Raw genomic sequence first — 24994 nt, 5'->3', positions numbered from 1 at the left:
CTCTCGTTTTCGCAGGTGAGAAGCGGAACGACCCAATCAGGGGGGCGAGATATGTCAGTTGGGACAAAGAGACCCATGTCTCACTTGGTCAAACTCGGACATATATCCGCTAACTGCCGCTACCTCAGATCCAGATCGAGGCTCTGGCCAGGGTGGATCAGGTCCGGATCGATACCGACGGTCTTCCGGTTCGCCTCGTAGATCGCGGACCAGCCACCGGCCAGCTTCTGCTCGTCGGCGATGGCCCACAGGCTGTCGCCGGGGCGGACGGTGTACTCGCCGGGCACCGCGTCCGCACTGCCTGTCTTGCCGGCCTCGTCACGTGCCGCACCGTCACCCCGCGAGGCATGGCGGGCATCTTCGCGTTGATTGTCCGTATTGCCCGGCTCTGTCTCCTCCGGGGTGCCACGGTGCTTTCCGGTGCCGCTGTCGGCGTCGGCGTCCTGCCCCGTGCCCGGATCCGCCGACCCGGACGGCTGGGTCGACGCCTTGGGGGTCGACGGCGCGGAGGGGTCCGCGGACGGCTCGGCGGACTCGGCGGCCCCGGCGGAGGGCTTCGCGGTCGTGGCCGACTGTGCGGGAGCACTCTGCCCGGGCGACGGCATGGCGCCGGGGTCGACGCCCGTCGCGGCGCCGTCGTTGGCCAGCCCCGCGATCAGCGAACAGGTGGCCCACGCCTGCGGACCCTGCGCGTCGAGGACCTTCTCCGCGACCGCGATCTGCTGGGAGCGGCTCGCGAGGTCGGCGGTGGGCGCGTACGCCGTCCCGCCGAAGTCCTGCCAGGCCTCCTGCGTGAACTGCAGACCGCCGTAGAACCCGTTGCCGAGGTCGGCACTCCACATGCCGCCGCTCTCGCACTCCGCGACGCGGTCCCACGTGGCGGCATCGGCGGCGGAGGCCGACCCGGCGCCGAGCAGCGGGATGGCGATGGCCGATCCCGTCACTCCTGCCGCGACGACGATGGCCGGAGCCTGGCGGGGTCGGCGGTGTCGTCCGTTCCCGGAGCGCATGCGGTTGCCTTTCGCGTGACTACAGACGTGACAACAGCCATGCCTGCGGACCTGCCGCAGACGTGACTGGTGGGACGACGGTGAACGTAGCGGCATTCGAACGTGAGTCACAAGTCGATGCAGCGGAGATAACGTGAAAGTCACAGTCTTGACGCACCGTCAGATTCATCGAGGTGTGAACTCAACGGGCAGAGTGCGCAATCCGCGCATAATGAGCCCCCCACGCCACCGCAAATCGTCTGGATCCCCCGCAAGCCGCAAGTCGGGCATCCTGCGGAGCAGCGTCGCCAGTGCCGTCTGCCCCTCCAGCCGGGCGAGCGGCGCACCGAGGCAGTAGTGGACGCCGTGCCCGTACCCGAGATGCTGGTTGTCGCGCCGGGAGAGGTCGAGAGTGTCCGGGTCCGTGAACCGCTCCGGGTCCCGGTCGGCCGCGGCGAGCACGACGAGGACGGGGTCACCGGCGGCGATGTCCTGTCCACCGATGCTGAGCGGCCGCGTGGCGAACCGCCAGGTCGCGAGCTCCACCGGCCCGTCGTACCGCAGCAGTTCCTCCACACCCGTCTCGAGCAGCTCACTCTCCCCCGCCGCGAGCGAGACCTGGAGCCGCTCCCGCTGCCCCGGGTTGCGCAGCAGCGCGTACACGCCGTTGCCGATGAGATTGACCGTCGTCTCGAAGCCCGCGAAGAGAAGAATGAAGGCCATGGCCGCGGCTTCGTTCTCGGTGAGGTGCTCACCGTGGTCGCCGGCGCGGATCAGACCCGAGATGAGGTCGTCGTCCCCGTCTTGCCCCAGGCCTTCCCTTTTGCGGTGGATGAGTTCCGCGAGATAGCCACGCATCTTCTTCACAGAACGAGCGACACCGCCGCGCGGCCCGCCACCGTGCCGGATCATCATCCCCGCCCAGTCACGGAAGTCGTCCTGGTCCTCACGCGGGACGCCGAGCATGTCGCAGATGGCATAAATGGGGAGCGGGAAGGCGAACTCATGAATGAGGTCCGCCTCCCCCTTCTCCGCGCTGTGCTGATTTTCGAAGATTGTGTCAATGAGCCGGTCCGTCAACTCCTGCACCCGCGGCGCGAACTCGGCGACCCGGCGCGGGGTGAACGCCTTCGACACCAGCCGCCTCAGCCGGGTGTGGTCCGGCGGATCGATGTTCAGCAGATGCGTCATCAGCTCTGCCTTGCGCTCGCCCGGGATACCCGTCTTCCCCTTGGCGTGCGCGGGCTCGGCGTGGTGCAGCGGGTTCTTGGACAGCCGCTGGTCGGCAAGCGCCTGCTTGGCATCGGCGTACCGGGTCACCAGCCATGCCTCGACCCCGCTGGGGAGCCGGGTGCGGTGTACGGGAGCGTGCTCACGCAGCCAGGCATAGGCGGGGTAGGGGTCGGTGGCGAACTCCCAGGTGAAGAGTTCGGGGGCGGATGCGGCGTCATTCACGCCCCGACGTTATCCGGCTTCGCGACGTTCCCCGGCTTCGCGTCGAGTACCTGCGGTGCGCCGGAATGCTGTTGGTCACGCCTACCGCTTGACCCGTCCGCGGACGGCGAGAACGGCGAGGCCGAGCAGCACGGGCTCGGCCAGCCGGGATGCCATCTCGGTGTAGGTGCCGACGGCGGTGAGGTCCTGGCCCGAGGAGCGGAAGACGACCGAGTTCACCACGATACGCAGGGACTTCTCCCACCGATCGGAGGTGAGCCGGAAGGAGAGCGGGCCGGTGGGGTTGACCGGGTCGGGCTTGTCGGTGGTCAGTGAGATGTCCTGCCCGGTCACCCGTCCGGTGGTGGCGGGCTTCGGATCGTCCGCCGGAAGCCCCCACAGCATCATGACCAGCACGGTGGCAGCCATGGAACCGAGCAGCCAGCCCAGCGCGCGCGACGCCCGCAGACCGTACCCGGACATCGCCCAGTACAAAGCCAGCAGCGCGCGCTCGGCACCGGGCCGTTGGTGGTCGTGGCGTCGCATCTCCATCTCGCCGTAATAGAAATCGGCGGCATCCGGCTCGTTCCTGCTGTCCTCGAAGGACTTCCGCAGCTGCCGGTACACCGGCGCCAGTCCCGCCGGACCCACCACCTCCAGCCCGGCCGGCGCTGCCGTCCATCCCGACCGTCCCCGTGCGGCACGCCAGTGCTGCTCCTCGGCCAGCGTCTGCCGTGCGGTCCACCGCGCAAGAAGCAGCCCATGCCGTCGCAGACCGGACGGGGCGGGGGCAAGACGGCATTCCCCTTCCAGCCGCAGCTGGTCGAGGTGCACTGTGCCGGACAGCAGGCAGGCGCTGAGGTCCACGTTGTGGAGCACCAGGTGCGCCGCGTCCGCTCCCCGCAGGGACGCCATTCGTACCCTTGGATCACTGCTGACCAGATCCTCCTCCGCCAAGGCTGTTCCGGCCGTATCGGTGAAGGGGGCGGTCCGAGCGGTGATGCTCAGCGGATACTCGAATACCGCGTCGCTGAGGTCGACAGTGGCGTATCTCAGCCGAAGGGCGGCGGTGGAGTCCCACCTCGTTCGCCGGCACTCGAGGCGGGTTGCTGCTGCCTCGACGGTTACGGGGCTGCCGAACCGTGCTCCGGACAGGCCGAGGGCTCCCTTGCAGACGAGGGGGCCCAGCTGCGAGGCCGTCTCGAACGTCGCCCCGTCGAAGCCGGCCCGGGCGGAGAACGTCGCCCGATCGAAGCCGGCGCGGGCGGAGAACGTCGCCCCGCCGAATCGGGCGCGGGCGGAGAACGTCGCCTCGTCAAAACCGGCGACGCCGGAGAACGTTGCCCTGTTGAACCTGGCGTCGGCGGAGAACGTCACCTCGTCGAACCCGGCGTAGCCGGAGAACGCCGCCTCTTCGAACCCGGCGCCGTCGGAGAACGCCGCCCCGCCGAACACGGTGTCACCGGAGAACATTGCCCTGTCGAACCGGGCGTCGGCGGAGAACGTCGCCCCGCTGAACGCGGCGTAGCCGGAGAACCTGGCCTCGTCGAACCGGGCGTCGGCGGAGAACGTCGCCCCGCTGAAGACGGTGTCACCGGAGAACGTCACCTCTTCGAACCCGGCGCCGTCGGAGAACGCCGCCCCGCCGAACCTGACGTCGCCAAGGCGGGGTCGTCCGGTGGTGGGCTCGCGGAGCGCGTCCAGGAGTTGCCGCAGCAGGCTCTGCGAGATGGGGGTGCTGCGGTGGTCAAGGTCGCTGCCGGGCGCCAGGGCGCCGAGGTAGGTGGCCCGATCGGCGTTCGTGAGGTGAGCGAGACATGCGCCGTACGGCTCTACCTGACGGCCGCGGCAGCCGACCGGGTCGCTGGTCGGGTCCGCACCGCGTGCGCAGTACGGCCAGGTCGGCGCAGACAAGGAGAGCGGTGTGCCGGTGGTCGTCATGTCCGCTGGGACGTTCCGGGCCGATGCCCGGTTGCCGCAGGCGGTCGACCTTTCCCGGCTCGGTCGGCACCGGTCCCTGGCCGGCACTCCAGCGAACCCGGCGGCATCATCGCGGGATCCGCCAGGGGCCTGAGTCCCTGAAACCGAAGGTGGATGAATCCGTCGGTGGCCCCATGCCGGCACCCCCGCGGCACCACTGTCCGGCAACGGGACTAACCGACATGCCCCTCCGCCGCGCGGATCGCATCCCGGTAAGCCCGGGCGGCGGCGCGCAGCGCGGCCTCCGGATCGGTGCCGGCCGCCTCCGCCTGGATGGCGAGGGCCAGCAGCTCGTACCCGATGCCCTCTCCGACGGGCCGCGCCACGCTCAGGCCGGCGGTACGGACCCGGCCCGCGAGCTTCGCGGCGAGCGCGAGGCCCGGCTGGCCCAGCGGCACACCGTCCGTGACCGAGTCGCGCTGCTTCTCCACCGCCTTTGTGCGGAGCCAGTGCTCCTTCACGTCCTGTGGCGTCTCGGCGCTCTCGTCACCGAACACATGCGGATGGCGGTGGATCAACTTCTCCACGATCGTCCCGGCGACGTCGTCGACGGAGAACGGCTCGTCCTGATCCTCCTCCGCGATACGCGCGTGGAAGACGACCTGGAGGAGTACGTCCCCGAGCTCCTCCCGCAGCTCGTCCCGGTCGCCGTCCTCGATCGCCTCGACGAGTTCGTACGCCTCCTCGATGCCGTACTTGGCGAGGCCCTTGTGGGTCTGCTGCGAGGACCACGGGCACTCGAGCCTGATCCGGTCCATGACCTGGACGAGGTCGATGAGGCGTGCGCCGGGCAGGTCGTACGAACCGGGGAGCAGCTCCAGATCCGGCATCTGCACCCGCCCGGACCCGGCAAGCCGGGCGAGCCCGTCGGTCAGGTCCCGGTCGCCCTCGCCGGACTGGACGACCACGACGGTACGGCCTCCCCCAGAGCCTTCGGCCCGGGAGGTGCCCCCGGCGCAGAAGTCGACGAGCTCCTGTGCGGTGGGCGCGGCGATCTCGACGTCGACGCCCGCGTCGCGCAGATACGGCAGCTGCGGATGCCCCTCGTCTGCGCACAGCACCCGGTCCCCGGCGTGCAGCGTCTGCCACGCGGGCCAGGACAGCAGCCCGGGCGCGACGCGGTGGCTGGCGGTCAGCAGGACGATACGGCCAAAGGCAACGGGCGCTTCTGTGGTCACCCGTCGAACCTACCTCGCACCGTTACGCGCCCGCCTCGACGGGCTCCGGCTCCTTGGTGACCTGGGTGATCCAGGGCGCCTTGTAGCTGCCGAGCTCGAGCTTCTGGTTGTCCCAGGCGCCGTAGCGCGGGTTGACGTCGATGTGCAGCGCCTTGGCGGCGGCCGTGAAGGCCTGGTTGAGCTTCTGCTGACCCTCGGGGGTGTTCGTCGCGCCGAGGGAGACGGCGAGCTTGTTCACCAGGATGTCGCGGCGTACGACGCCATCGAGCTGGGCCGGAGCGACACCGCGCTGCTGCAGATACATGGCGGAGAGCTGCTCCTCGCCACCGGACTGCTTGGCCAGGGTGGCCCGGCCGTCCTGGACTTCCTTACGGCTGACCTTGACGCCGGCATCGTCGGCGGCGCGCTGGACGACCTGGTCGACGATGAGGTCGTAGAGCTTGGCGCGGCTGAGCTGCCCGCTGTCCTTGATGAGCTGGGCGGACTGCGGGGAGCGCTGCTGGGCGGCGCGTACGTCCTTCACCTTCGCCTGGACGGTGGCCACCTCGATCCGCTCGCCCCCGACGACGGCGGCGGCCCCTGGGTGCGCGTCACTGCCGCAGGCGGAGAGGACGGGCGCGGCGGTGAGGAGCGCGGCGGAGACGATGAGCGCGGTGCGACGGCGGCGGTGCAAAGGAGCCTCCCGGCGTGATTGTGCTTCGGTGCACAAGACCCTGCGGTGATCGATGGTAGGCAGTCTTGGTGACCTGGGCCACTGATTCGCCGAACGATTCGCCCACGGTTGCGGATGCACGTGCGACGGACCGCCGCCGCTACGACCGATGCCGCTTCAGGCGGGCGGCAAGGGCGGACCGGAAATACTCGAAGCGCTGCCGGTCGAGACCGGTGAACTGGGCGGCAGCCGCTGCTACCCGCTGCACGGCATCAGCCGGTCCTTCGACAACATGTCGCCCGGCCGGCACGGCCTGCCTCCGTTCCGACCGGTGCTCGTCACACCCGGCCGGAACGGGCTCTGCGGTTTCACAACCGCCTCACGATCCGAGCTTCGTGCCCGCCGCAGACCACGAACTCCAGCGCTTCACCGAAGTTCCTGCCCAATTCCCACTCGAGCCCCGGTCCGATCGCCAGAACCCGACCACTGGCCGAGACATAGGACCTGTACTGGATCGACCACATGCCCAACGGGGAGAAGACCTCTCCATAGTTTTCGCGCAGCCTGGCCGACTCACTCAGTGAATCGATGCACGCATCCACGGGATCCACCCGGAGAGACGACCCTGGGTCGCGCTCCTTGGAACTGCGGATCAGCAGCCCGCCGAACTCCTCCCACAACAGGCGGGCCAGATCATGAACCTCGAAACCCGCCGCCTCCAAGGTGTCGACCCACGCGGACGCATCGACCCTTCGGCCTCTGTGCCAGCCGGCCGACATCAAGGCGGATGAGACTGCACTCCCTGCCGGCAGAAGACCGTCAGAATGCTCCATAAATCCTCCCGATCAACGGCTGGCAGAAGTCCTCGCAGGGAGCGGCAGGCGTTCCGCTCTCCATCGGCGACCCTGTGGGCCTGACTCGCAGCGTGCGGAACGACCCTCCGTAGATGGCCAAACCGCCTTCGGCCTTCTGCGCCTCATTCACCGCACACACTTCGGCACACCCGCCGTGATGCGTCCGCATCGCGTCATCAAGATGCGATCCCGGCTCTATGTCGACGTGAGGTTTGGTCGTACGCCCGTAGTACCTGTTGCCGGACGGAGCTGTGTATTCCGTGACGAAATCCGGAGTGGAATCCTGATTCGCCCCACGGTTGACCCTTGCATAGTCCTCGAGGGTAGACCCGTCCCGCGCCCGACCTGGCTTGGCGCTGAGGCAATTGTGGACGAGAGCCGTGGCCGCACCGGCCGCCACAAAGTACGTATGGGCGGTGTCGACGCTCAGGTTGTAGACCGTCGCCTGCTGCGTCCATGCCTGGACCGACTCCACCTGGACCCTGGTGCCGCTGCCCGTCTGGAGCCACTGGCCCGGCCTGAGTTCGCCGGCCTTGAGCCACTTGCCGAGCGAGGGGACCCAGAAGGGGTGGCCCTCTGTCGCGGTGATCTTGTCGGTCGCCCCGCCCTTGTCGCCGTCAGTATCGACCGTGAGCCTGACCAGCCTCTTCAGGCCCTTGCCCTCGATCGTGTCGGTGACCTCCCGATGGGAGGTCTTGCCGGTCGTCGGGTCGGTGGCCATCACCTGGTCACCGACCTGGACCTGCTCAATCGGTTTGCGGGTGCCGTCGGCCATCACCACTTCGGTGCCTGGCACAAAGCTGTTCCCGACCAGGTCGGAGGCGAGCTGTACGCACTCGACCGCCGACTCGACCCGGTCGGCCACGTCCTCGGCCTTCTCAGCCGCCTTGTCGAGCTTGTTCGCGGCCTTGACGATGTCGTCGGCGTACTTCGCCGCCTTCATGCCCATCCGCCCGGCCTTCGCCGCCCGGACCAGCCCCGCGCCCGCGCCGCCGAGCGCCATGCCCGCCACCGTCGCGACCGCCCAGGCGCATGCCTCCATGTCGCCCTTGGTGACGCAGTTCTTGATGTCGTTGAAACCGGTGACCTCGCCGATCACATTGCCGACCGTCTTGACGCCGTCCCAGACCGCGCCCCAGTCGACCGCGTCCCTGACGTCCTCGACGACCGCGCCGACCTGTGCGACCACCGCGTCGCGGATCGAGTCCGCCGCCTTGGCCACGTCCGCGATCACATCGCGCGCCGCGCCGACGAGGATCGCCGGAAGGTTCGGGTCGGCCGTGACGATGGCCTTGGCGACCGCCATCAGCGGTTTCGCCGCGGCGATGATCTCCGGGATCGGGTTGTGCTTGGCCGCGTAGGCGACCGCTTCCTTGGCCTTGCGGGTGATCGCCGCTCTCGCCTCGTGGTACGCCTGGCGGGCCTGCGCGGCCTTCTCCTTCGCCCACTCGGTGAGGCCGGTTCTGCGGCCGATGTCCTTCGCGACCCTGATGCCGGCGTCGACGACTCGCTTCAGGCCCGACTTCTCGTACACGTACCTGGCCGCCGCGCCCACATACCTGGCTGCGATCCTCAGCGCCGAGAGCGGGTGGCGCACCGTGTAGACCACGGCGTTCACCACTGCCTTGGCGCCCTTGTACGCGGCGCGCACGTACTTGTTCTTCTTGACCTTGTTCCAGGCCTTCTTGCACCAGCCGCAGCTCGGCCAGTGGCCGTCCGGGTCGGTGTAGTCCATCGGTGCGCCGGCGCCGTACGTGTACCGGTTGGCCAGGACCGACGCGCCCGAGGCGTAGTTGTACGAGTCGCGCGAGTCGAACGCGCCCGTGCCCGGGTCGTACCAGCGCGCCCCCATGTTCACCTGGTCGGTGGCCGGGTCGGTGTAGTCGCCCTGGTAGCCGGCGTTGCCCGCCATGTCCGTCGTGGCGATGGACTGGCCGAACGGATCGAACGCCGCCGACTGGGCCAGGGACGCCGCCGCGCCGTCCGTCGGCGACATGCCGCCGACCACGTCACCGTGCTTGTCGGAGACCGTCAGCTGGGCCGGGCCGCCGCTCTCGGCGACCGAGAGGAGTTCGTCGGCCGCGCCGCGGCCGTAGGTGGAGTTGTTGTCCTTCACCGGGTCCGGCGAGAAGCCCGCATAGCTGAAGTCCGCGTTGTTGCGGGACGCCACGCGGTCCATCGAGTCGTAGGTGTACTCCGTGCCGGACTCGCCCGCCCTGGTCATGCGGTCGAAGGCGTCGAAGGTGAAGTTCTCGGTCAGACCCGCACTCGTACGCGTGGCCAGCGTGCCGCGCGGGGTGTGGTCGTAGGTGTAGTCCCCGTCGGACAGCAGCCGGTTGCGCTCGTCGAACGTCGACGTCTTGGCACCGTTCCTGACGCGGTTTCCGCTGTCGTCCCAGTCGTATTCAGTCGTCCTGCCGTCGCCCGTCCAGGAGGTGAGCCGGCCCGCGTCGTCGTAGCCGTAGGTGTTCTCCCCGGCCTTGGCTGTTCCGGCGGTCTTCTTCGACGTGAGGTGGTCGTCGGTGTCGTAGCCGTAGTCGGTGGCAGCCACCGTGGCGCCGCCGCTGCTCTTCACCGTGTCGGTGTCGAGGCGGCCCAGATCGTCGTACGTGAAGGAACGCGACTGCCCCGCACCGTAGTTGATCGACTTGACCGCGCCCGCGCCGTCGTATCCGTAGGTCTGGGACGCGCCCGTGAGCGGGTCCGTCTGCGAGTTCAGCTGCTGCTTGACGTAGCCGAAGGTCGCCGTGCCGGATGCGTCGGTGCGGCTGGTGAGCTGTGCGTCGTTGTTGTACCCGTACTCCGCCTTGCCCGAGGGGCCGTCCGCCTTCAGCAGCGAGCCGCGGTCGTTGTACTCGTAGGTGTTGTCGCCCTTGGGGGACGACGCCCTGGTGAGGCGGCCCGCCGGGTCGTACTGGAACCTCTTCTCCGGGGTGGCAGCCTCGGCTCCCGTCCCGGTCTCGCGAACGAGCTCCCCGGCCTTGTCGTACTCACGCTCGCGCACCACCCCGCCCGGCGCGGTCAGCTTCACCGCCTGGCCGAGCTTGTCGTACGCCGTCGTCCAGGTGCGGGCCTCCGGCGACGGATCGCGCGCGGTGGACGGTTCGATCACCGACTCCGGCAGCCCGAGGGTGTTGACCGTGTAGAGCGTCCTGTTGCCGCGGCCGTCTGTGTAGCGGGTGCGGTTGCCCACCGCGTCGTAGCCGAACGACGTGGTGATCGACTTGGTGGCCGAGACCGGCTCGGTCTGGCTGCTGAGCCGGCCCAGCGCGTCATAGGCGTAGGTCGTCACCCGCTGGAGCGGGTCGGTCGAGCTGATGAGGTTGCCGGCCTTGTCGTAGCCGTAACCCACCTTGCGCAACTGGCTGTTGGTCGGATCCAGGTCCGCGTCCTGGACCAGCTGGCCGAGGCCGTCGTAAAGCTTGGACGAGGTACGGCCCAGGCCGTCGGTGCGACGCACCTCGCGGCCGGTCATGTCGTAGCCGAGCTGGGTGAGCACTCCGGACGGGTCGGCCATCCGCGTCATCTGCCCGAGCGCGTCATACGTGAACAGGCTGACGCCGCCGCCCGGCGCGGTCTGCTTCACCACATTGCCCGCGTCGTCATACTCGTGGCGGGTGGTGAAGGCGCCGGGCACCGGCTTCCGCTCGATCTGTGTCGAGGTGACCGGCCGGTCCAGGTCGTCGTAAGTGGTCTCGGCGCGCGACCCGTTCGGATCGGTGACCGTGAGCACCTCGCCGGTGCGGGTGTAGGTGTACTTCCACTGGGCGCGCTCGTCGCCCGTGCCGACCGGTACGTCCTTGACCGTCATCCTGTTCTGGCGGTCATAGGTGAACTTGGTGACCCGGCCCAGCGGATCGGTCGATTCCACGACATTGCCGAGAGCGTCGTACGTGCTGCTGGTGCTGGGAGTGATCGTCTCGGTCGAACCGGGGGGCGTGTAGGAGGGCGCGGTGCTGGTCAGCACCCGGCCCAGTCGGTCGTACGTCGAGCGGTTGGTGTTGCCCAGAGCGTCCACCGACTCGGTCACCGCACCGTAGGTGTCGTAGCCGGTGTAGGTCATCGGCTGGGACGTCACGGGTGCGCTGCCGTTGGACTCGGTCCGGACGGCAGGTGCCTTGGTGGAGATCGAGCGGCCCAGCTCGTCGTAGCCGTACTCCGTCCTGCTGCCCGCCGGGTCGGTCTTGGCCTTGATCAGGCCGCGCTGGTCGTAGTCGTAGACCGTGGTGCGGGAGTCGGATCCGTTCTCGATCGTCTCCTGCTTCGCGTTGCCCGAGTCGTCGTAGACATAGCGGACCGTCTCGGGGGTCACGCTCGTCGGCCACGGCACATTGGAGGGCGCGCCGTTGGACGCGGAGGTCTCCACATTGCCGGCGAGGTCGTAGGTGAACGTGGTGCGCCGGGCGAGCCCGTTCGGGTCGGTGACCACCGACTTCTCGCGGCCCACGGCGTCGTATGTGTGCTGCGTTACGAGCTTGCCGTTGTTGGCCGTCTCCGTCAGGACGTTTCCCGCGCCGTCATAGGTGTTGGACTCGATGACGATGTCGCGCTTGGAGCCGTCGGGGTTGCGGAAGTCCTTCATGGTGATGGACTTGATGAGGTCGTCCCCGAAGTACTCGTAGTTCAGGGTCCGGCCCATGGTGTCGGTGTGCCGGGCGACCCGGCCGCCCATGTCGTACGCGTACGACTGGATCACCGTGTAGTCGTCGTCGCCACCGTCGTCCTCCCAGTCGTGCAGCCGCGTCTCCGCCATCATGTTCCGCGCGGTGTACGCGTAGGAGAACCTGTTGCCGTTGGCGTCGACCATCGAGGTCTTGTTGCCGTTGGCGTCGTAGGTGTATGTCGTCTCGCTGCCCTCGGCGTCGATCGCCTTCTCGGGGCGGCCGTGGTCGTCCATCTCGAAGGTCATCACCCGCGGGGGGTCGCCGCCGAGCAGGTCGGTGATCTCGGTGCGCACCACATTGCCGTCGGCGTCGTACGTCGTGGCCGTCTTCTGCTGGTGCTTGGCGAGCGTGACCGCGTTGGTCGCCGCCGGGTCCGTGGAGGAAGCGACCCGGGAGAGCTTGTCGTAGGTGAAGGTCGTCGTGACGCCGGCCGGCTGGGCGTCGCTGATCCCGGTCTCGGTGAGCTTGCGGCCGAGCGCGTCGTAGGTGAACTTCGAGACCTCGCCGGACGGCTCGGTCACGGTGGCCAGGTCACCGCTCTTGAAGTACTGGTAGCGGGTGACCTTGCCGCGCGGGTCGGTGGTGGTCAGCGGCAGCCCGGTGGGTGTGTTGCCGCCACCGACGGCCGGCTCGACGCCGGTCGTGTAGGTGTGCTTGACCGTTCCGCCGTCGGCCGCGGTCTGCTGGAGCAGCGCGCCGCTCGTGTTGTACGTGTACTGGGTGCGGAAACGGTTGTCCGTGGGACCGGTCGAGCGGCCGTCGCGGGTCTCGGAGGGCTGGTCGGCCCGCAGGTCGAAGTCGCCCGTCGCCGCCGGGTAGGTGGTGTACGAGGTCTGGCAGTCGTCCTTGGCCCGGCAGGTGGTACGGCTGGTGACATTTCCGCGGTCGTCGTAGCCGAGGCTGACCTTGTCGCCGTTCTCGCTGGTGATCCCGGTCTGGAAGCCGTTGTCGTTGTACTCGAAGAGGCGGATCGCGACGCCGTCGGCAGGGTGCCTGATGAAGTCGGGTTCGCTGCCGCCGTCACCGGGCGGGTTGGTGCAGAACGCCGGGTCGCCCGGGTCGGGCTGGGTGCAGATCTGACCGGGCGGGTTGGTGCCGGACGGGGACGGCGACGGTGTGGCGGGCTCGCGGGCGCCGAGCGCCATCGGCTCGCCGTAGCGCAGCATCCGCGAGGTCATGCCGTCGTACTCGTAGAAGTACGGGGCGTCCATCGGGTCGTGGACCTCGATGGTGCGCCGCAGCTCCTTGTCGTTGCCGAAGACGGCGGGGGTGCCGATCTTCCAGGTGCCGCCGTTGCGGTCGGTGTACTCCTCGACGCGGTCGCGGGTGGTGTCGTACTGCACCTCGGAGGCGATACGGCCCGAGGGCAGCGTCGTCTTCGTCAGGACGTCGGCGGCGCGGCCGCCCTCGCGGTAGTGGCCGGCGACGGCGGAGGAGCCCAGCGGGTGGTGGTAGACGGCGACGTCGTCGATGGTGCCCGCGAAGGACTTGGCGCCGGTGGCGCCCCAGCCGGGCCAGGAGGCCGGCGTGCTCGCATGCGCCGAGCCGATCTGGTTGTACGTCAGATCGCTCTGGACGAGCTGGCCGGAGAGGGTGCCGGAGAGCTTGCCGTCCAGGTAGAGGCTCTGTGTGGAGCCGGATGCCGACAGGACGGCGTGGTGCCACTTGCCGTCGTTGACATTCTTGGTGATGTCGGTGATCGGGGCGACGGTGCCGGTCCAGAACTGGCCGCGCAGCTTTCCGTCCGTGCCGACGTACAGTGCCGGGACTCCGACGCCGGGGGCGGTGCCCCACGCCTTGTTCTGGTAGCCGACGAGCGGTCCGCCGACACCGGTCGCGATGGTCTTGAACCACACCTCGACGGCCGCGTCGCGGGCTTTCTTCAGGGTGCCGTTGGGCAGGTCGACGCGTGAGGTGGTGCCGTTGAAGGTGGCCGCGGTACCGGGGTCACCGGTGATGGCACCGGCCGCGCCCAGCGTGACGTTGGAGTACGTGCCGCGGTCCTTGCCGAGGTTGGCCTCGATGGTGCTGTTCGCGGCGGCGCCCTCGTCCTCGCCGAGGCGCCAGTACGACTCGGGACGGGAGTCCAGCACGCTGGTGCCGTAGTGGCTGCCCGTGCTGTGCGTGTACTGCGTGCAGCCGCCCTGCGGATCGCAGACCTTGTCCAGCAGATCGCCGGTGTAGCTGTAGTTCCAGCTCAGCGCCGCTCCGTCGACGGCGTTCGTCGACACCTTGGTGACATGCGGACCGGTCCAGGTGAAGGTGAGCGAACGGCTGTTGCGGGCGTTGACCGCGGTCGACAGCCTGCCGCCGCTGTAGGTGTAGGTGACGGCGTTGGAGTACTGGTCGGTGACCTTGGTCAGCAGTCCCGTGGTGCTGAAGTCGTAGCTCGTGCCGGACTTGTCCTGGAGCTTGTAGGTGTTGGCCGTGGAGTCGAAGGTCAGCTTGGCGAAACGGCCGGGCGGCGGTGCGAAGGTGCCGTCCGTGTTCTTGCCGAAGCGGACGTCCTGGCCGTCCGGGTAGCGGATGACGACATTGCCGGTGCCGTCGTCGTCGGGTGTGAGCCGCATGTCGTAGCGGGTCGACCAGCCGGCGCCGAAGGCGAGATCACGGCGCGGGTCGAGGCTGTTGTATGTCCGTACGAGGGTGAGCTCGGGGCCCACACCGGTGGCCGAGGCGTCGATCGCCGCGCTGGTGAAGTTACCGACGTTCGGGTCGAACTCCTTGCCCTGCGCCTCCGAGAGCCGTGAGGTGATCTCCGGCTGCGGCACGGCGGCGACCAGCGCGATCTGCGCGGTCGGCACCTCGTTGGAGGCGTCCTTGACGAAGCCGCGCCACAGATAGGTCTTGCCCCACTTCAGCCGTCCGGCGGGAATCGGATAGGCCGAGCTCGTCTGGTAGGCGGAGGTGGTGCAGCCGGTCGGCTTGCCGTCCTTGTCCGCCTCACAGATCTCGTACTTGTACTGGAGCGCGGAGCCGGGCGGCGCATCGATGTCCACACCGCTCGCCCACAGCTGCGGGGTCAGCGTCTGCGCCTGGTAACCGTTCGGCGGGTACTGCTCCTTGACCACCGGCGCGATGTCGAAGACCTGCAGAGTCAGCCGGCCCGGCGGCACCTGCTCGTCGGTGAAGACCTTGCCGCCCTGCCGCACCATCGTGAAGTCGAGCATGTACGTGCCCGGCGGCAGCGCCTTGATCGTCGCGTCCACGGTGGTCTTCCCGCCGTAGGCCACGTTGCCGGTCAGGTTGGCGGCGCGCTGCTGGGTGACCAGCTTTCCCTTGGAGTCGTAGGCCCGGTACGCGAGGTAGTACGTGCTCGGCGTCCAGGTCTCCGCGCCCTTGTTGGTGACGGTGACCTTCACCTTGCCGGCCTGGTTCTGCAGGACCGGCGGGTCCGGAACGGGCTTGGGGAAGGCGTAGGCCGCGCTGTACGGCGAGTGCGTGACGAACAGCTTCGGCGGGTTGGCCGTGGAGTGGCCGGTCAGCTTCTTGAAGGAGAGCGAGTCGGTGGCCGAAGCGCGCAGCGACAGACCGTAGTTGGGCTGGGAGCCGTCAACCCAGCGCTGCACGAGGTCGCGGCCGCCCTTGCCGAGGTCGAACAGCTCACCGGCGGCGGGGCAGGCGGACTGCGACTGTCCGAAGGCGACATAGCCGTACGCGAAGGACTTCGATGCGAGGGCCGGGCCCACCGAGGGCCCGGGATAGGAAGTGCCGGTGCCGGCCGTCCAGGCGCCGGTCACCGGGTGGACGGAGACGGAACGCGGCTTGCAGGACGCCGAATCGAAGTTCACGATCTGCAGCTGCGTGCCGAAGATCCTGTGGTGCTTCAACTCCTCGTCCAGGCCGGGGAAACCGAGGAAGGAGTAGGTGGCGCCGGTGGGGCTCTTGCCGACCTGGAGTTCGCTGGAGCCGACGACGGAGCCGCCGCCGTTCCTGACATACATGGAGGTGGAGGCGGCCGTCGTGTCGACGGACGGGTCGACGCGGACCGGGAAGGCACGGGCCGGGTCGGCGAGCCAGCCGGCATCGACGCCGACCTTGAGCGCCTGGCCGCCGCTCTGCTGGATCAGTTCGTAGCGGACGGCGTGCGAGACCGCGCCTTTGGCGTCCTCCATGAAGCCGGCCGGGACGACGGCCTTGGTACGGCCTTCGGCGTCGGCGAGAACAATCGTTTCTGCACTGGCCTTCGCCGTGAGTCCGCTCAGGCTGAGCGGGAAGACGAAGCTTCCGGGGGCATCCGGGGAGCGCAGGACAAGGGTCTCCTTGACGCCGCCCGCCTGCGAGTCCAGCCACAGGTCGGTGCCGGGCAGAACCTTCTCGTACGAGACCCGGCTGCCCTCCGCGCTGCCCCTGACGGCGGCCGCGCCGCTCAGCCCGTAGCCGAAGGACTCGCCCGAGGGCAGGGTGACGGCGGCGAGCTGCGCCGCGTCCGCGCGGTCCGCGATCCGCAGGTCCACCGAGTCGGCGGTGTTGACCCAGTTGCCGTTCCGCTCGACCAGGTTGGCGTCGATGGGACGCCAAACACCGTGCGCGTCCCGGTAATTGATGGGCGTGGTGGAAAGCTCGCTGGTGCGGGTGCCGTCCTCGTTGGCGTACGTACGGCTGCGCGCGTCCCGCTCGGAGACGATCTCCTTGCTGGTCTTGCGGTCGAAGCCCTTGACCTTGGCAGCGGGCGCGGTGCCCACCGCGACGGTGTTCCGCCCGGCCGCGGGCCTGGCCGCCGCCGGACTCTTCAGCGGGTACTTGGCGCGCAGGGACTGCGGTGCCTCGGTGTTGCTCCCACCGCCCGCGACATGGCCGCGCCCCTCCGCGCTGCCCCAGCGCTGGCCGGGGCCCTTGGCGGCGGGCAGCGGATCGGGGAAGAACGGGAAACCAGTGCCGGCCACGGCCAGTGAGCCGACAGCGATCACCATCGCGACTGCGACGCCGATGACCTTCGACCATCTGCTGCGGCGCAGCCTGGTCATCAGGAAATTGCGCGCGAGTCTCCGGTACACCGGCGGTCCCCCCACAGGACGAAGAGTCAATGAGCAAAAGGAGCCTGACTGTTTGTGATGACCATGTCGACTGCTTGTGTAGACCATTCACCTGAGCGTTATTTCGTCGTGATCTTCCTTCCCACGCCCGGCCATAGTGTTTCGTGGTCGCCACATGCGGCACAGCTGACATGGGGGGGCTTCCGCCGCCTTGGAGCCTCAAGAGGCAGCTGCACCACGGTATTTGACGGAAAGACAGCAAGGATTCACATGGCATTCAACTTGCACCGCAGACCTCGCCGGCTGACGGTGGTGGCCACGGCCGCAGCCGCCGCCCTGCCACTGCTCATCGCGCTTCCCGGTACCGCACAGGCCGCCGACGCGGCGAGCTGCGTCGCGGGCGGCCCCACGTACGCCGTGAACAGTGCCGGATCGCTGCTCCAGTACAAGCTGAAGGCCCCGATCGACGGGGCCGGCGGCTATCTCAACCCCACTACCATCGGGTCGAGTTGGAACCTCTACCCGCTGGTGCTCGCCGGTCCGCACGGGAAGTTCTACCTGTTCAAGGCGGACGGCACGTACTACGGCCGGCGGGACAACGCCACCGGCACCTGGCCCGTGAGCGTCAGGAAGATCACCAGCGACTTCGGCTGGCTGGCGGATGCGGCGGACCGCAACCAGGTGACCGTCGACCGAGCCGGACGGATGTGGGTCCTGCTCAACAACGGCCAGCTGAACCTGTACCAGTACGACGGTTCCGGCAACGCCTGGAACGCCGCCTCCACCGGTGGCGTGGTCGACACGGGCTGGAACCGCTACGACCTGATCACCGCGGCCGACGACGGCGTGATCTACGGTCGTTCGGCGACCGACGGCAAGCTCTACCGCTCCCGCTACGACGCCACCAGCCAGCGCTGGACCGAGCGACATGTGGAGGTGAGCACGAGCGACTGGCGCCAGTTCAAGTCGCTCGGCTCCAACGGCGGTGACACCCTGCTGGCGGTGAAGACCACCGGCGAGGCGTACTACTACCGCTTCGACGAGAACAACCGGACCTGGCCGGTGAGCAGGGTCCAGGTCGGCACCTCGGGCTGGCAGAACCTGCTCAGCGTCTCCGCCGCGCCCGACAACTGCAAGATCCTGGCCAGTCACACCCCCGCGGGACCCGCGCGTGCTCAGGAGACGTACACCCGCGCCTCGGTGATGCAGTCCTCGGCCGGATCGCTGGAGATCGCGTACACGGACAACATCGGCCGTCTGGTGCACGGCCGGATAAAGGACCCGTCCAACATCAACGACGTGCAGTGGACGACGCTCTCCGGCAACGAGAACGCCTTCACCGGACAGCCGTCGCTGGCCGAGCATACCGACGGCCGGGTGGTCGTCAGCGCACACAACACCTCGGGCAGTGTCTGGCAGCGCAACCAGACCGCGAAGTCCGCCGCGGACTGGGGCAGCTGGACCGACCTCGCGGGCGCGATGGCGCAGCAGGCCGTCACCGCCAAGACCCCCTCCGGGCTGCTGGCGCAGTTCGCCGCGGACACGGACGGGAAGCCCTGGTACCGCCTCCAGGCCGCGGCCAACGGCAGCTTCAAGGGCTGGATGCCCCTGGTCGGCACCGGCTTCACCGGCCCCTTCACGACCGCGGTCGTGCAGGACGGAATCCAGCTCTTCGGCAAGGACGCCTCCGGCGTGCTGAGCACCGCCCTCTTCAAGGACGACGGCACCCTTTCGGCCTGGACCCCGCTGGGCGCGCAGGCGATCACCGGCAACCCGGCCCCGGTCGTCTATCCCGGCTACCGCATCCGCGTCTTCGCCACCGACCCGAACGGCACTGTGGTGAGCACCACCCAGTCCACCGCGGGCGGGGCGTACGGCGACTGGACCCCGGTCGGCGACCTGACGGCCAAAGGCTCTCCGAGCGCGGTGATCTCCCCGCTCAACGGCATCACCGAGATAGTCGTCCGCGGCGCCGACGACACCATCTACAGCACCGGTGAGACCACTCAGGGCAGCGGAGCCTGGCGCACCTGGAGGTCGGTGAGCGTCGAGACCGCGGCGACCGAGCCCACGGCCTTCGCGTACACCAACGCGAGCGGCCCGACCTGGGCCTACTCCTTCCGTACGGCCGACAACCAGACCCGTATCTACCAGGTCCAGCAGTGACGACTCGGGGGCGGCCACCAGGCCGCCCCAGTGAGTCCGACCCGCGTCAGGCCTGCGGGACCCGCTCCGGCTCCGGCTCCGGCTCCGGCTCCCGCCCGCGTGGGGCCGGCTCCGGCCGGAGCATGATCGTCCGGGAGACCACAAAGGTGATCGGGATCGCCGCGCCCGCCGCGATCAGCGGCGCGTAGCGGCTTCCGAAGTGCAGTACGTCCACCAGCAGATAGACACCGATCGTGGTGACGACGAAGTTCGCCGCGTTGGTGAGCGGGAAGAGCAGGAACTTCCGCCAGGTCGGCCGGGTCCTGTAGGTGAAGTACGAGGTCAGGAAGAAGGACCCGACCATGCTGAGCGCGAAGGCGATGACATGCGCCGCGACATACGGCAGCCAGGTCAGCAGGGCCAGATAGATCCCGTAGTACGTCCCGGTGTTCACCACCCCTACCAGGGCGAATCTGACCATCTGGACCTGGACCGTCATCGTCTTACGAGCTCCCCCGTGCGTGTACGCCGCTCTCCTTCCTGCTGGTGCGGAAGGTCGGCGTTGGTGGCCTTCACCAGGAAGTGCGGTCGCCGCTTCACCTCGTAGTAAATACGGCCGACGTACTCGCCGACCACCCCCAGCATCAGCATCTGCACGCCGGCGAGTGCGGTGACCGCCACCAGAAGGGTGACATACCCGGGGGTGTCCACGCCGTTCACCAGGGCGACACCGACAATCCAGGCGGCATACGCCATGGCCAGCGTGACAAGCAGAAGCCCGAGATAGACGGCGGCCCGCAACGGCTTGTTGTTGAAGGAGAGAAGTCCGTCGAGGCCGTAGTTGAGCAGCTTTCCGAAACTCCATTTGGAGCGGCCCTGCTCACGCAGCGCATTCTCGTACTCGAAGGTCGTGGTGCGGAATCCGACCCAGGCGAAGATGCCCTTGGAGAATCGGTTGTACTCGGTGAGTTCGAGGATCGCATCCACGGTACGGCGCGACAGCAGCCGGAAATCGCCCACGCCGTCGACGAGTTCCACGTCGACGAGGCGGTTGATCAGCCAGTAGTAGGCGCGGGCGGTGACGGTGCGGGTAACCCGGTCGCCCTTGCGGGTGCGCCGGGCGATGACCTGGTCGAATCCCTCCCGGTGCAGCTGCAGCATGCGCCGGACCAGCTCCGGCGGGTGCTGGAGGTCGGCATCCATGATGACGACGGTGTCTCCCTCGGCATGCTGGAGGCCGGCGAGCATCGCCGCTTCCTTGCCGAAGTTGCGGCTGAAGGAGACATAGCGGGTACGAGGGTCGGCCGCGGCGATCTCCTCGAGGAGAGGGAGAGTCCGGTCCTGGCTTCCGTCGTCCACATAGACCAACTCGAATTCCTCCCCGAGCAGGGAGAGTTCTGCGGTCACATGTTCATGGAAGCGGCCGATGATCTCCTCTTCGTTGAAGCACGGAACAACTATCGAGATCAGCACGGAAGAACAACATCCCACCCGAATGACCCGTGCGGATTGCCTGCGTGACGCGTAGGCGACCATTGCGTGAACTGGGCTTCCCGGTGGATGTTTTCACGATCGGCGCTGGCATATTCGAGGAATCATGTCGACTCTGCAATCCGCGCGTGGCCGCGCCGCCGCCCTCGCCGCGCTGATCACCGTGGGGACCGTGTGCGGCGGTGACGCCGTCGCCCGCAGCTTCCCCTTCGGACCGCATACCCGCAGCGTGAACGACCTCGGCAATCAGTTTGTGCCGTTCCATGCCCATCTGTGGGATCTGCTGCACGGCCGTGCGGACGGCGGGCTGCTGCTCAACTGGCAGTCCGGCTACGGAACCAGCTTCCTTCCCGACCTCGGGACCTATCTGACCAGCCCGTTCTCCCTGCTGGTCGGGATCTTCCCACGGGACGAGATCGATCTCGCCGTCTATGTGGTCACGCTGCTGAAGATGGCGGCGGCGGCCGCTGCCATGACCTGGCTGCTGTTCTCCCTGCACCAGGGCGGACGCTGGTGGATGGCGGCGGTGCTCGGCGGCTCGTACGCACTGTGCGGCTGGTCGGTCGTCGAGGCCTCGTACAACCCCATGTGGATGGATGGCCTGGTCGCCTTCCCCCTGCTGTGCATGGCCGGCGAGTGGGCGCGCACGGCACGGCGTCCGCTGCTCGGCCCGTTGATCGTCGCGGTGGCGTGGATCGCCAACTTCTACACCGCCTACATGGCGACCATCGGGGCCGCACTGGTTCTCGCGGTGCGGCTGCTACTGGCGGATACGGACGCAGGGGAGCGGATGCGGGCGCTGCTGCGGGCCACCCGGACCGTACTGCTCGGTATCGCGCTGGCAGGGCCCGTGCTCATCCCCGTCTTTCTCGGTTCCCAGCACGCCTATCCGGGGTGGACGAGGCAGTTCTCGCCGGCCGGCTGGGCCGATGTGTTCGCGCGCACGCTGCCCGCGACGTACAGCTTCTTCACTCCCGCCGTCTTCCTGGGCAGCGGTGCGCTGCTGCTGGCGTGCACGCTCGCCTTCAACGGCGCCGTCCCGCGGCGCGAGCGCTGGGTGTGGACCGGTCTCGCCGTGTCGGTCGCGCTCTCCCTCCAGTGGGGGCCGACCCATCTGGTGTGGCATGTCTTCGCGACGCCCAACGGCAGCCCGTACCGGCAGACCTTCGTCCTCGCCGGAATCCTGGTGATCGCCGCCTGGATCTGTCTCTCCTCCGACTGGCCGGGGCGCCGCGCCCTGCTCGGCGGCGGCGCCGTGGTCACGGCGACCGCGCTCGCCGGCGCCACCAGTGAGCTGGTCACCGTCTGGACGCTTCTGCTGTTCGCGGCCGGGTTCGCGGCGGTCGTCGGCGGTCTGCTCCTGGCCGGCCGTGGCACATGCACCGTCCTCGCCGCGCTGCTGTTCACCGGCGCGCTGGTCGGCCAGGCCGCGGCGACCACCGCATACGCCGACCGGATGAAGCTCGGCAGGCTGGACGACTACCCGGCCTGGGGCGAGCCCCACAGCGAGCGCGCGGCGGCGGTGGCGAAGGCCGACGGCTGGCCGCGCTACCGCACCGACCCCGGCCGCGACCAGATCACCGGCAACGATCCGGTCCTGCTGGGCGGCCAGGGCGGTCAGTACTACAGCAGCCACACCCCCGATGTGTACACGCGCACGCTGGCCGCACTCGGCGCGGGCTGGACGTCCAACGGCCGCAGTGTGCAGTCCCTCGACAACCCGGTCACGGACGCGATCTTCGCCGTCGGCGCACGGGTGCGCACCGCTCCCGGGAAGCACCCGGAGGTGACCCGGGCCGGGCAGGTGCCGCCGCTGGTGACCGTGCGGCCGCCCGGGGCCGAGCCGCGGTACGACTGGAACCCCTTCCGCAACCAGGAGCGGCTGCTCGGCTCCCCGGTCTACGACAACCCGGCCGGTGGCTCCTGCCCGGTCGGCAGCGAGGTCTTCCTCTGGGCACCCGACTACACCGGCAGGGCAAGGCTCGGCGACTCGCCGTGGGTGACGCTGCGCGGCGGACAGCCGAAGCGGCGTGCCGCGCTCACTTCGCTCGGGACGGTGAACTCGCCGGACGAGAAGGTCGGTTACAGCAAGGACCCCCATCGCACGACGCTCGGCTGTCTGGACCGGGCGACGCTGACCGCCGCCGTGGACCGGCTGAAGAAGACCGGCGCGGTCTCGGTCGAGGTCTCCGACAGCGGCGTACGGGCAGAGCTCCCGCCCGGCACCAAGGGGACGGCCGTCATCGCCGCGACCCGGATCGCCGGCTGGACCTGCAACGGCAGGCCGGCCGGCTCCCACCTGGGGCTCGTCGCCGTACCGCTGGACGGCTCCACCACGAGGGTGGACTGCTCGTTCCGCCCTCCCGGCCTGAAGGCGGGTGCGGCGATGGGATCCACGGGCCTGCTGGGGCTCGTACTGATGGCGTTGCTGACCAGGGTCCGCAAGCGGCCGCGCCGCGCTCCGGAAGCCGCGGACACCACCAGCAACACAAACAACAGCCAACCACAGAAGGCACACTGACTGTTCATCAATTCGTGAACTTGCAAAAGATCTTGTTCATCCGAGGGCCACCGCACCGTTCACCATTCGACGCCTAACGTCCAGCCCATGACGAGGATTTCACCGCGTGCTCACATAAGACGCACTGCCCTGACCGCAGCCCTTGCCGTCGCCGTCGCCGTTCCCGTGCTCGTGGCGCTGCCCGCCGGTACCGCCCAGGCGGCCAACGCGCCGGTGACCTGCACGACCACCGGCCCGACGTACACGCTGGACTCGGCGGGCAAGCTGTACCGGCAGGACATGCCGACGCCCATGACGGGCGCCGCCCTGCCGAACGGGAGCGTCATCGACACCACCTGGACCGGTTACGGCCAGATGATGGCGGGCCCGGCCGCCACCTTCTACGGGATCAAGTCGGACGGCCTCTACTACTCCCATCGCATCAGCGCCTCGGCGACCTGGGACGTCCACCACAAGAAGATCAGCTCCGGCTTCACGGAGTTCAAGGCCGCGGGCAAGACCGACGAGATCACCATCGACCGCGGCGGCTACATCTGGACACTGGCCGGCAGCACCGGCGGACTGCGCTGGTACAAGTACGACGCCGCTGCCGGGGACTTCATCACCGGCAGCGGAAAGATCGTCGACATGGGCTGGGACCGCTACGACGCGATCTACGCCGCCGACAAGGGCGTGATCTACGGCCGCTCGGCGACCGACGGCAAGCTCTACCGCTCCCGCTACGACATCACCAGCCAGCGCTGGATCGAGCGGCACGTCCTGGAGTCCGCGGCCGACTGGAGCGACTCCAGGACGATCACCTCCTTCGGCGGCGACACGCTCTTCCGTATCAAGGGCAACGGCGCGGTCACGTACTACCGCTTCGACGAGGGCATCCGCGACTTCCCGGTCTACAACAAGCAGCTCGAGGCGAGCGGCTGGGCCGCGTTCACCTCGGTGTCCGGCGCGCCCGACGCCTGCCGGATCGATGTCAACCACACCCCGGCCTCGCCGTCCGTGCCGCTGGAGAACTACAGCCGGGCCTCGGTGATGCAGTCCTCGGCCGGCTCCCTGGAACTGGCGTACACCGACAACATCGGCCGTCTCGTGCACGGCCGGGTGGGCGATCCGAACGACATCAACGGCGTCCAGTGGACGACCATCTCCGGCAACGAGGCGTTCTCCGGGCAGCCGACGCTGGCCGAGCACACCGACGGACGCGTGGTCGTCACCGGGCACAACACCTCCGGCAGCGTCTGGCAGCGCAACCAGACCGCCAAGTCCGGTGCGGACTGGGGCAACTGGATCGATCTCGCGGGCGCGATGGCGCAGCACGCCGTCACCGCCAAGACCCCGTCCGGTCTCCTGGTGCAGTTCTCCGCGGACGCGGACGGCAAGCCCTGGTACCGCATCCAGCAGCGCGCCAACGTGGACTTCATGGGCTGGACGCCGCTCGCGGGCTCCGGATTCACCGGCCCCTTCACCGCCGTGACCGTACGGGACGGCATCCAGCTCTTCGGCAAGAGCGCCTCCGGTGTCCTGAGCACCGCGCTGTTCAAGGAGGCCGGTTCGCTCTCCTCCTGGTCGTCGCTGGGCGCGCAGGCCGTCACCGGCACGCCGACCGTGGTCATCTACCCCGGCTACCGTCTCCGCGTCTTCGCCACGGACGGTCTCGGCAAGGTGGTGACCACGGCCCAGTCCGCCGAGGGCAGCACCTACGGCGAGTGGAGCACCGTCGAGGGGGTCACCGCCAACGGCTCCCCCAGCGCCGTGATCTCCCCGCTCACCGGACTCACCGAGATCGTCGTACGCGGCGAGGACGGCTACACCTACAACACGGGTGAGACCGTCCAGGGCAGCGGCACCTGGCGCACCTGGCAGCAGGCCTCCTTCGAGGCCTCCGCCACCGAGCCCACCGCGTTCACCTACACCAACGCGACCGGTCCGACCTGGGCGTACTCCTTCCGTACGGCCGACAACCAGACCCGCGTCTACCAGGTGCAGCAGACCTCGTCGCTGAGCGCGATGCGCGCCGGGGACAAGGCACCGGCCTTCAGCGGCCGCGCGCTGCCCCGCCCGTAACCGGCGCACCGCACCCACCGCCGTCCGGTCCCGCAAGGACCGGACGGCG

12 protein-coding genes are annotated in these 24994 nt (G+C 68.8%); 3 read left to right on the top strand and 9 right to left on the bottom strand.

Going from position 1 to position 24994, the window contains the following annotated elements; all coding sequences use genetic code 11:
• Positions 1-119: 119 nt before the first annotated feature.
• The 7 genes from ACWDZ6_RS18595 to ACWDZ6_RS18565 form a co-directional block, all read right to left on the bottom strand.
• Positions 120-1010, bottom strand: a complete 891-nt coding sequence (locus ACWDZ6_RS18595; protein WP_451503723.1) for a transglycosylase family protein — start codon at positions 1008-1010, stop codon at positions 120-122.
• A gap of 165 nt (positions 1011-1175) precedes the next feature.
• The gene (locus ACWDZ6_RS18590; protein WP_451503722.1) at positions 1176-2444 is read right to left on the bottom strand and encodes a cytochrome P450 family protein; all 1269 of its coding nucleotides are present in this window, start codon (positions 2442-2444) and stop codon (positions 1176-1178) included.
• Between the two features lie 81 nt (positions 2445-2525).
• Positions 2526-4364 (bottom strand): pentapeptide repeat-containing protein, encoded by a 1839-nt coding sequence (locus ACWDZ6_RS18585; RefSeq protein ID WP_451503721.1) that lies wholly within the window; start codon positions 4362-4364, stop codon positions 2526-2528.
• Positions 4365-4576: 212 nt separating this feature from the next.
• A complete protein-coding gene (locus tag ACWDZ6_RS18580; protein WP_451503720.1) occupies positions 4577-5581 on the bottom strand; it encodes a nucleoside triphosphate pyrophosphohydrolase in 1005 nt (334 codons plus the stop codon).
• 22 nt (positions 5582-5603) lie between these two features.
• Positions 5604-6254, bottom strand: a complete 651-nt coding sequence (locus tag ACWDZ6_RS18575; RefSeq protein WP_451503719.1) for a SurA N-terminal domain-containing protein — start codon at positions 6252-6254, stop codon at positions 5604-5606.
• Between the two features lie 347 nt (positions 6255-6601).
• A complete protein-coding gene (locus ACWDZ6_RS18570; RefSeq protein ID WP_451503718.1) occupies positions 6602-7066 on the bottom strand; it encodes an SUKH-3 domain-containing protein in 465 nt (154 codons plus the stop codon).
• On the bottom strand, positions 7053-16718 hold the full coding sequence (locus ACWDZ6_RS18565) for a polymorphic toxin-type HINT domain-containing protein (RefSeq protein ID WP_451503717.1): 9666 nt from the start codon (positions 16716-16718) through the stop codon (positions 7053-7055). Before ACWDZ6_RS18565 ends, ACWDZ6_RS18570 begins: the two co-directional genes overlap by 14 nt.
• 279 nt (positions 16719-16997) lie before the next feature.
• Here ACWDZ6_RS18565 and ACWDZ6_RS18560 point away from each other — a divergent pair, with 279 nt between their 5' ends.
• Complete coding sequence (locus tag ACWDZ6_RS18560; RefSeq protein WP_451503716.1) at positions 16998-18893, top strand: tachylectin-related carbohydrate-binding protein; 1896 nt, start codon at positions 16998-17000, stop codon at positions 18891-18893.
• Positions 18894-18939: 46 nt separating this feature from the next.
• Here ACWDZ6_RS18560 and ACWDZ6_RS18555 read toward each other — a convergent pair whose 3' ends face one another.
• Both ACWDZ6_RS18555 and ACWDZ6_RS18550 read right to left on the bottom strand, forming a co-directional pair.
• Entirely contained in the window at positions 18940-19371 is a 432-nt protein-coding gene (locus ACWDZ6_RS18555; RefSeq protein ID WP_451503715.1) for a GtrA family protein, read from the bottom strand.
• Positions 19368-20345, bottom strand: a complete 978-nt coding sequence (locus tag ACWDZ6_RS18550; protein ID WP_451503714.1) for a glycosyltransferase family 2 protein — start codon at positions 20343-20345, stop codon at positions 19368-19370. Before ACWDZ6_RS18550 ends, ACWDZ6_RS18555 begins: the two co-directional genes overlap by 4 nt.
• Before the next feature lie 124 nt (positions 20346-20469).
• On the opposite strand from ACWDZ6_RS18550, the gene ACWDZ6_RS18545 reads away from it, so the two are divergent.
• On the top strand, positions 20470-22884 hold the full coding sequence (locus ACWDZ6_RS18545) for a YfhO family protein (RefSeq protein ID WP_451503713.1): 2415 nt from the start codon (positions 20470-20472) through the stop codon (positions 22882-22884).
• Between the two features lie 87 nt (positions 22885-22971).
• Positions 22972-24945, top strand: a complete 1974-nt coding sequence (locus tag ACWDZ6_RS18540) for a tachylectin-related carbohydrate-binding protein (protein WP_451503712.1) — start codon at positions 22972-22974, stop codon at positions 24943-24945.
• The last annotated feature ends 49 nt before the right edge of the window (positions 24946-24994 follow it).

It is taken from the genome of Streptomyces sp. NPDC002926 (assembly GCF_053591755.1).
The sequence above is the reverse complement of the archived record's forward strand: the minus strand, read 5'-3'. Positions and strand labels throughout refer to the sequence as shown.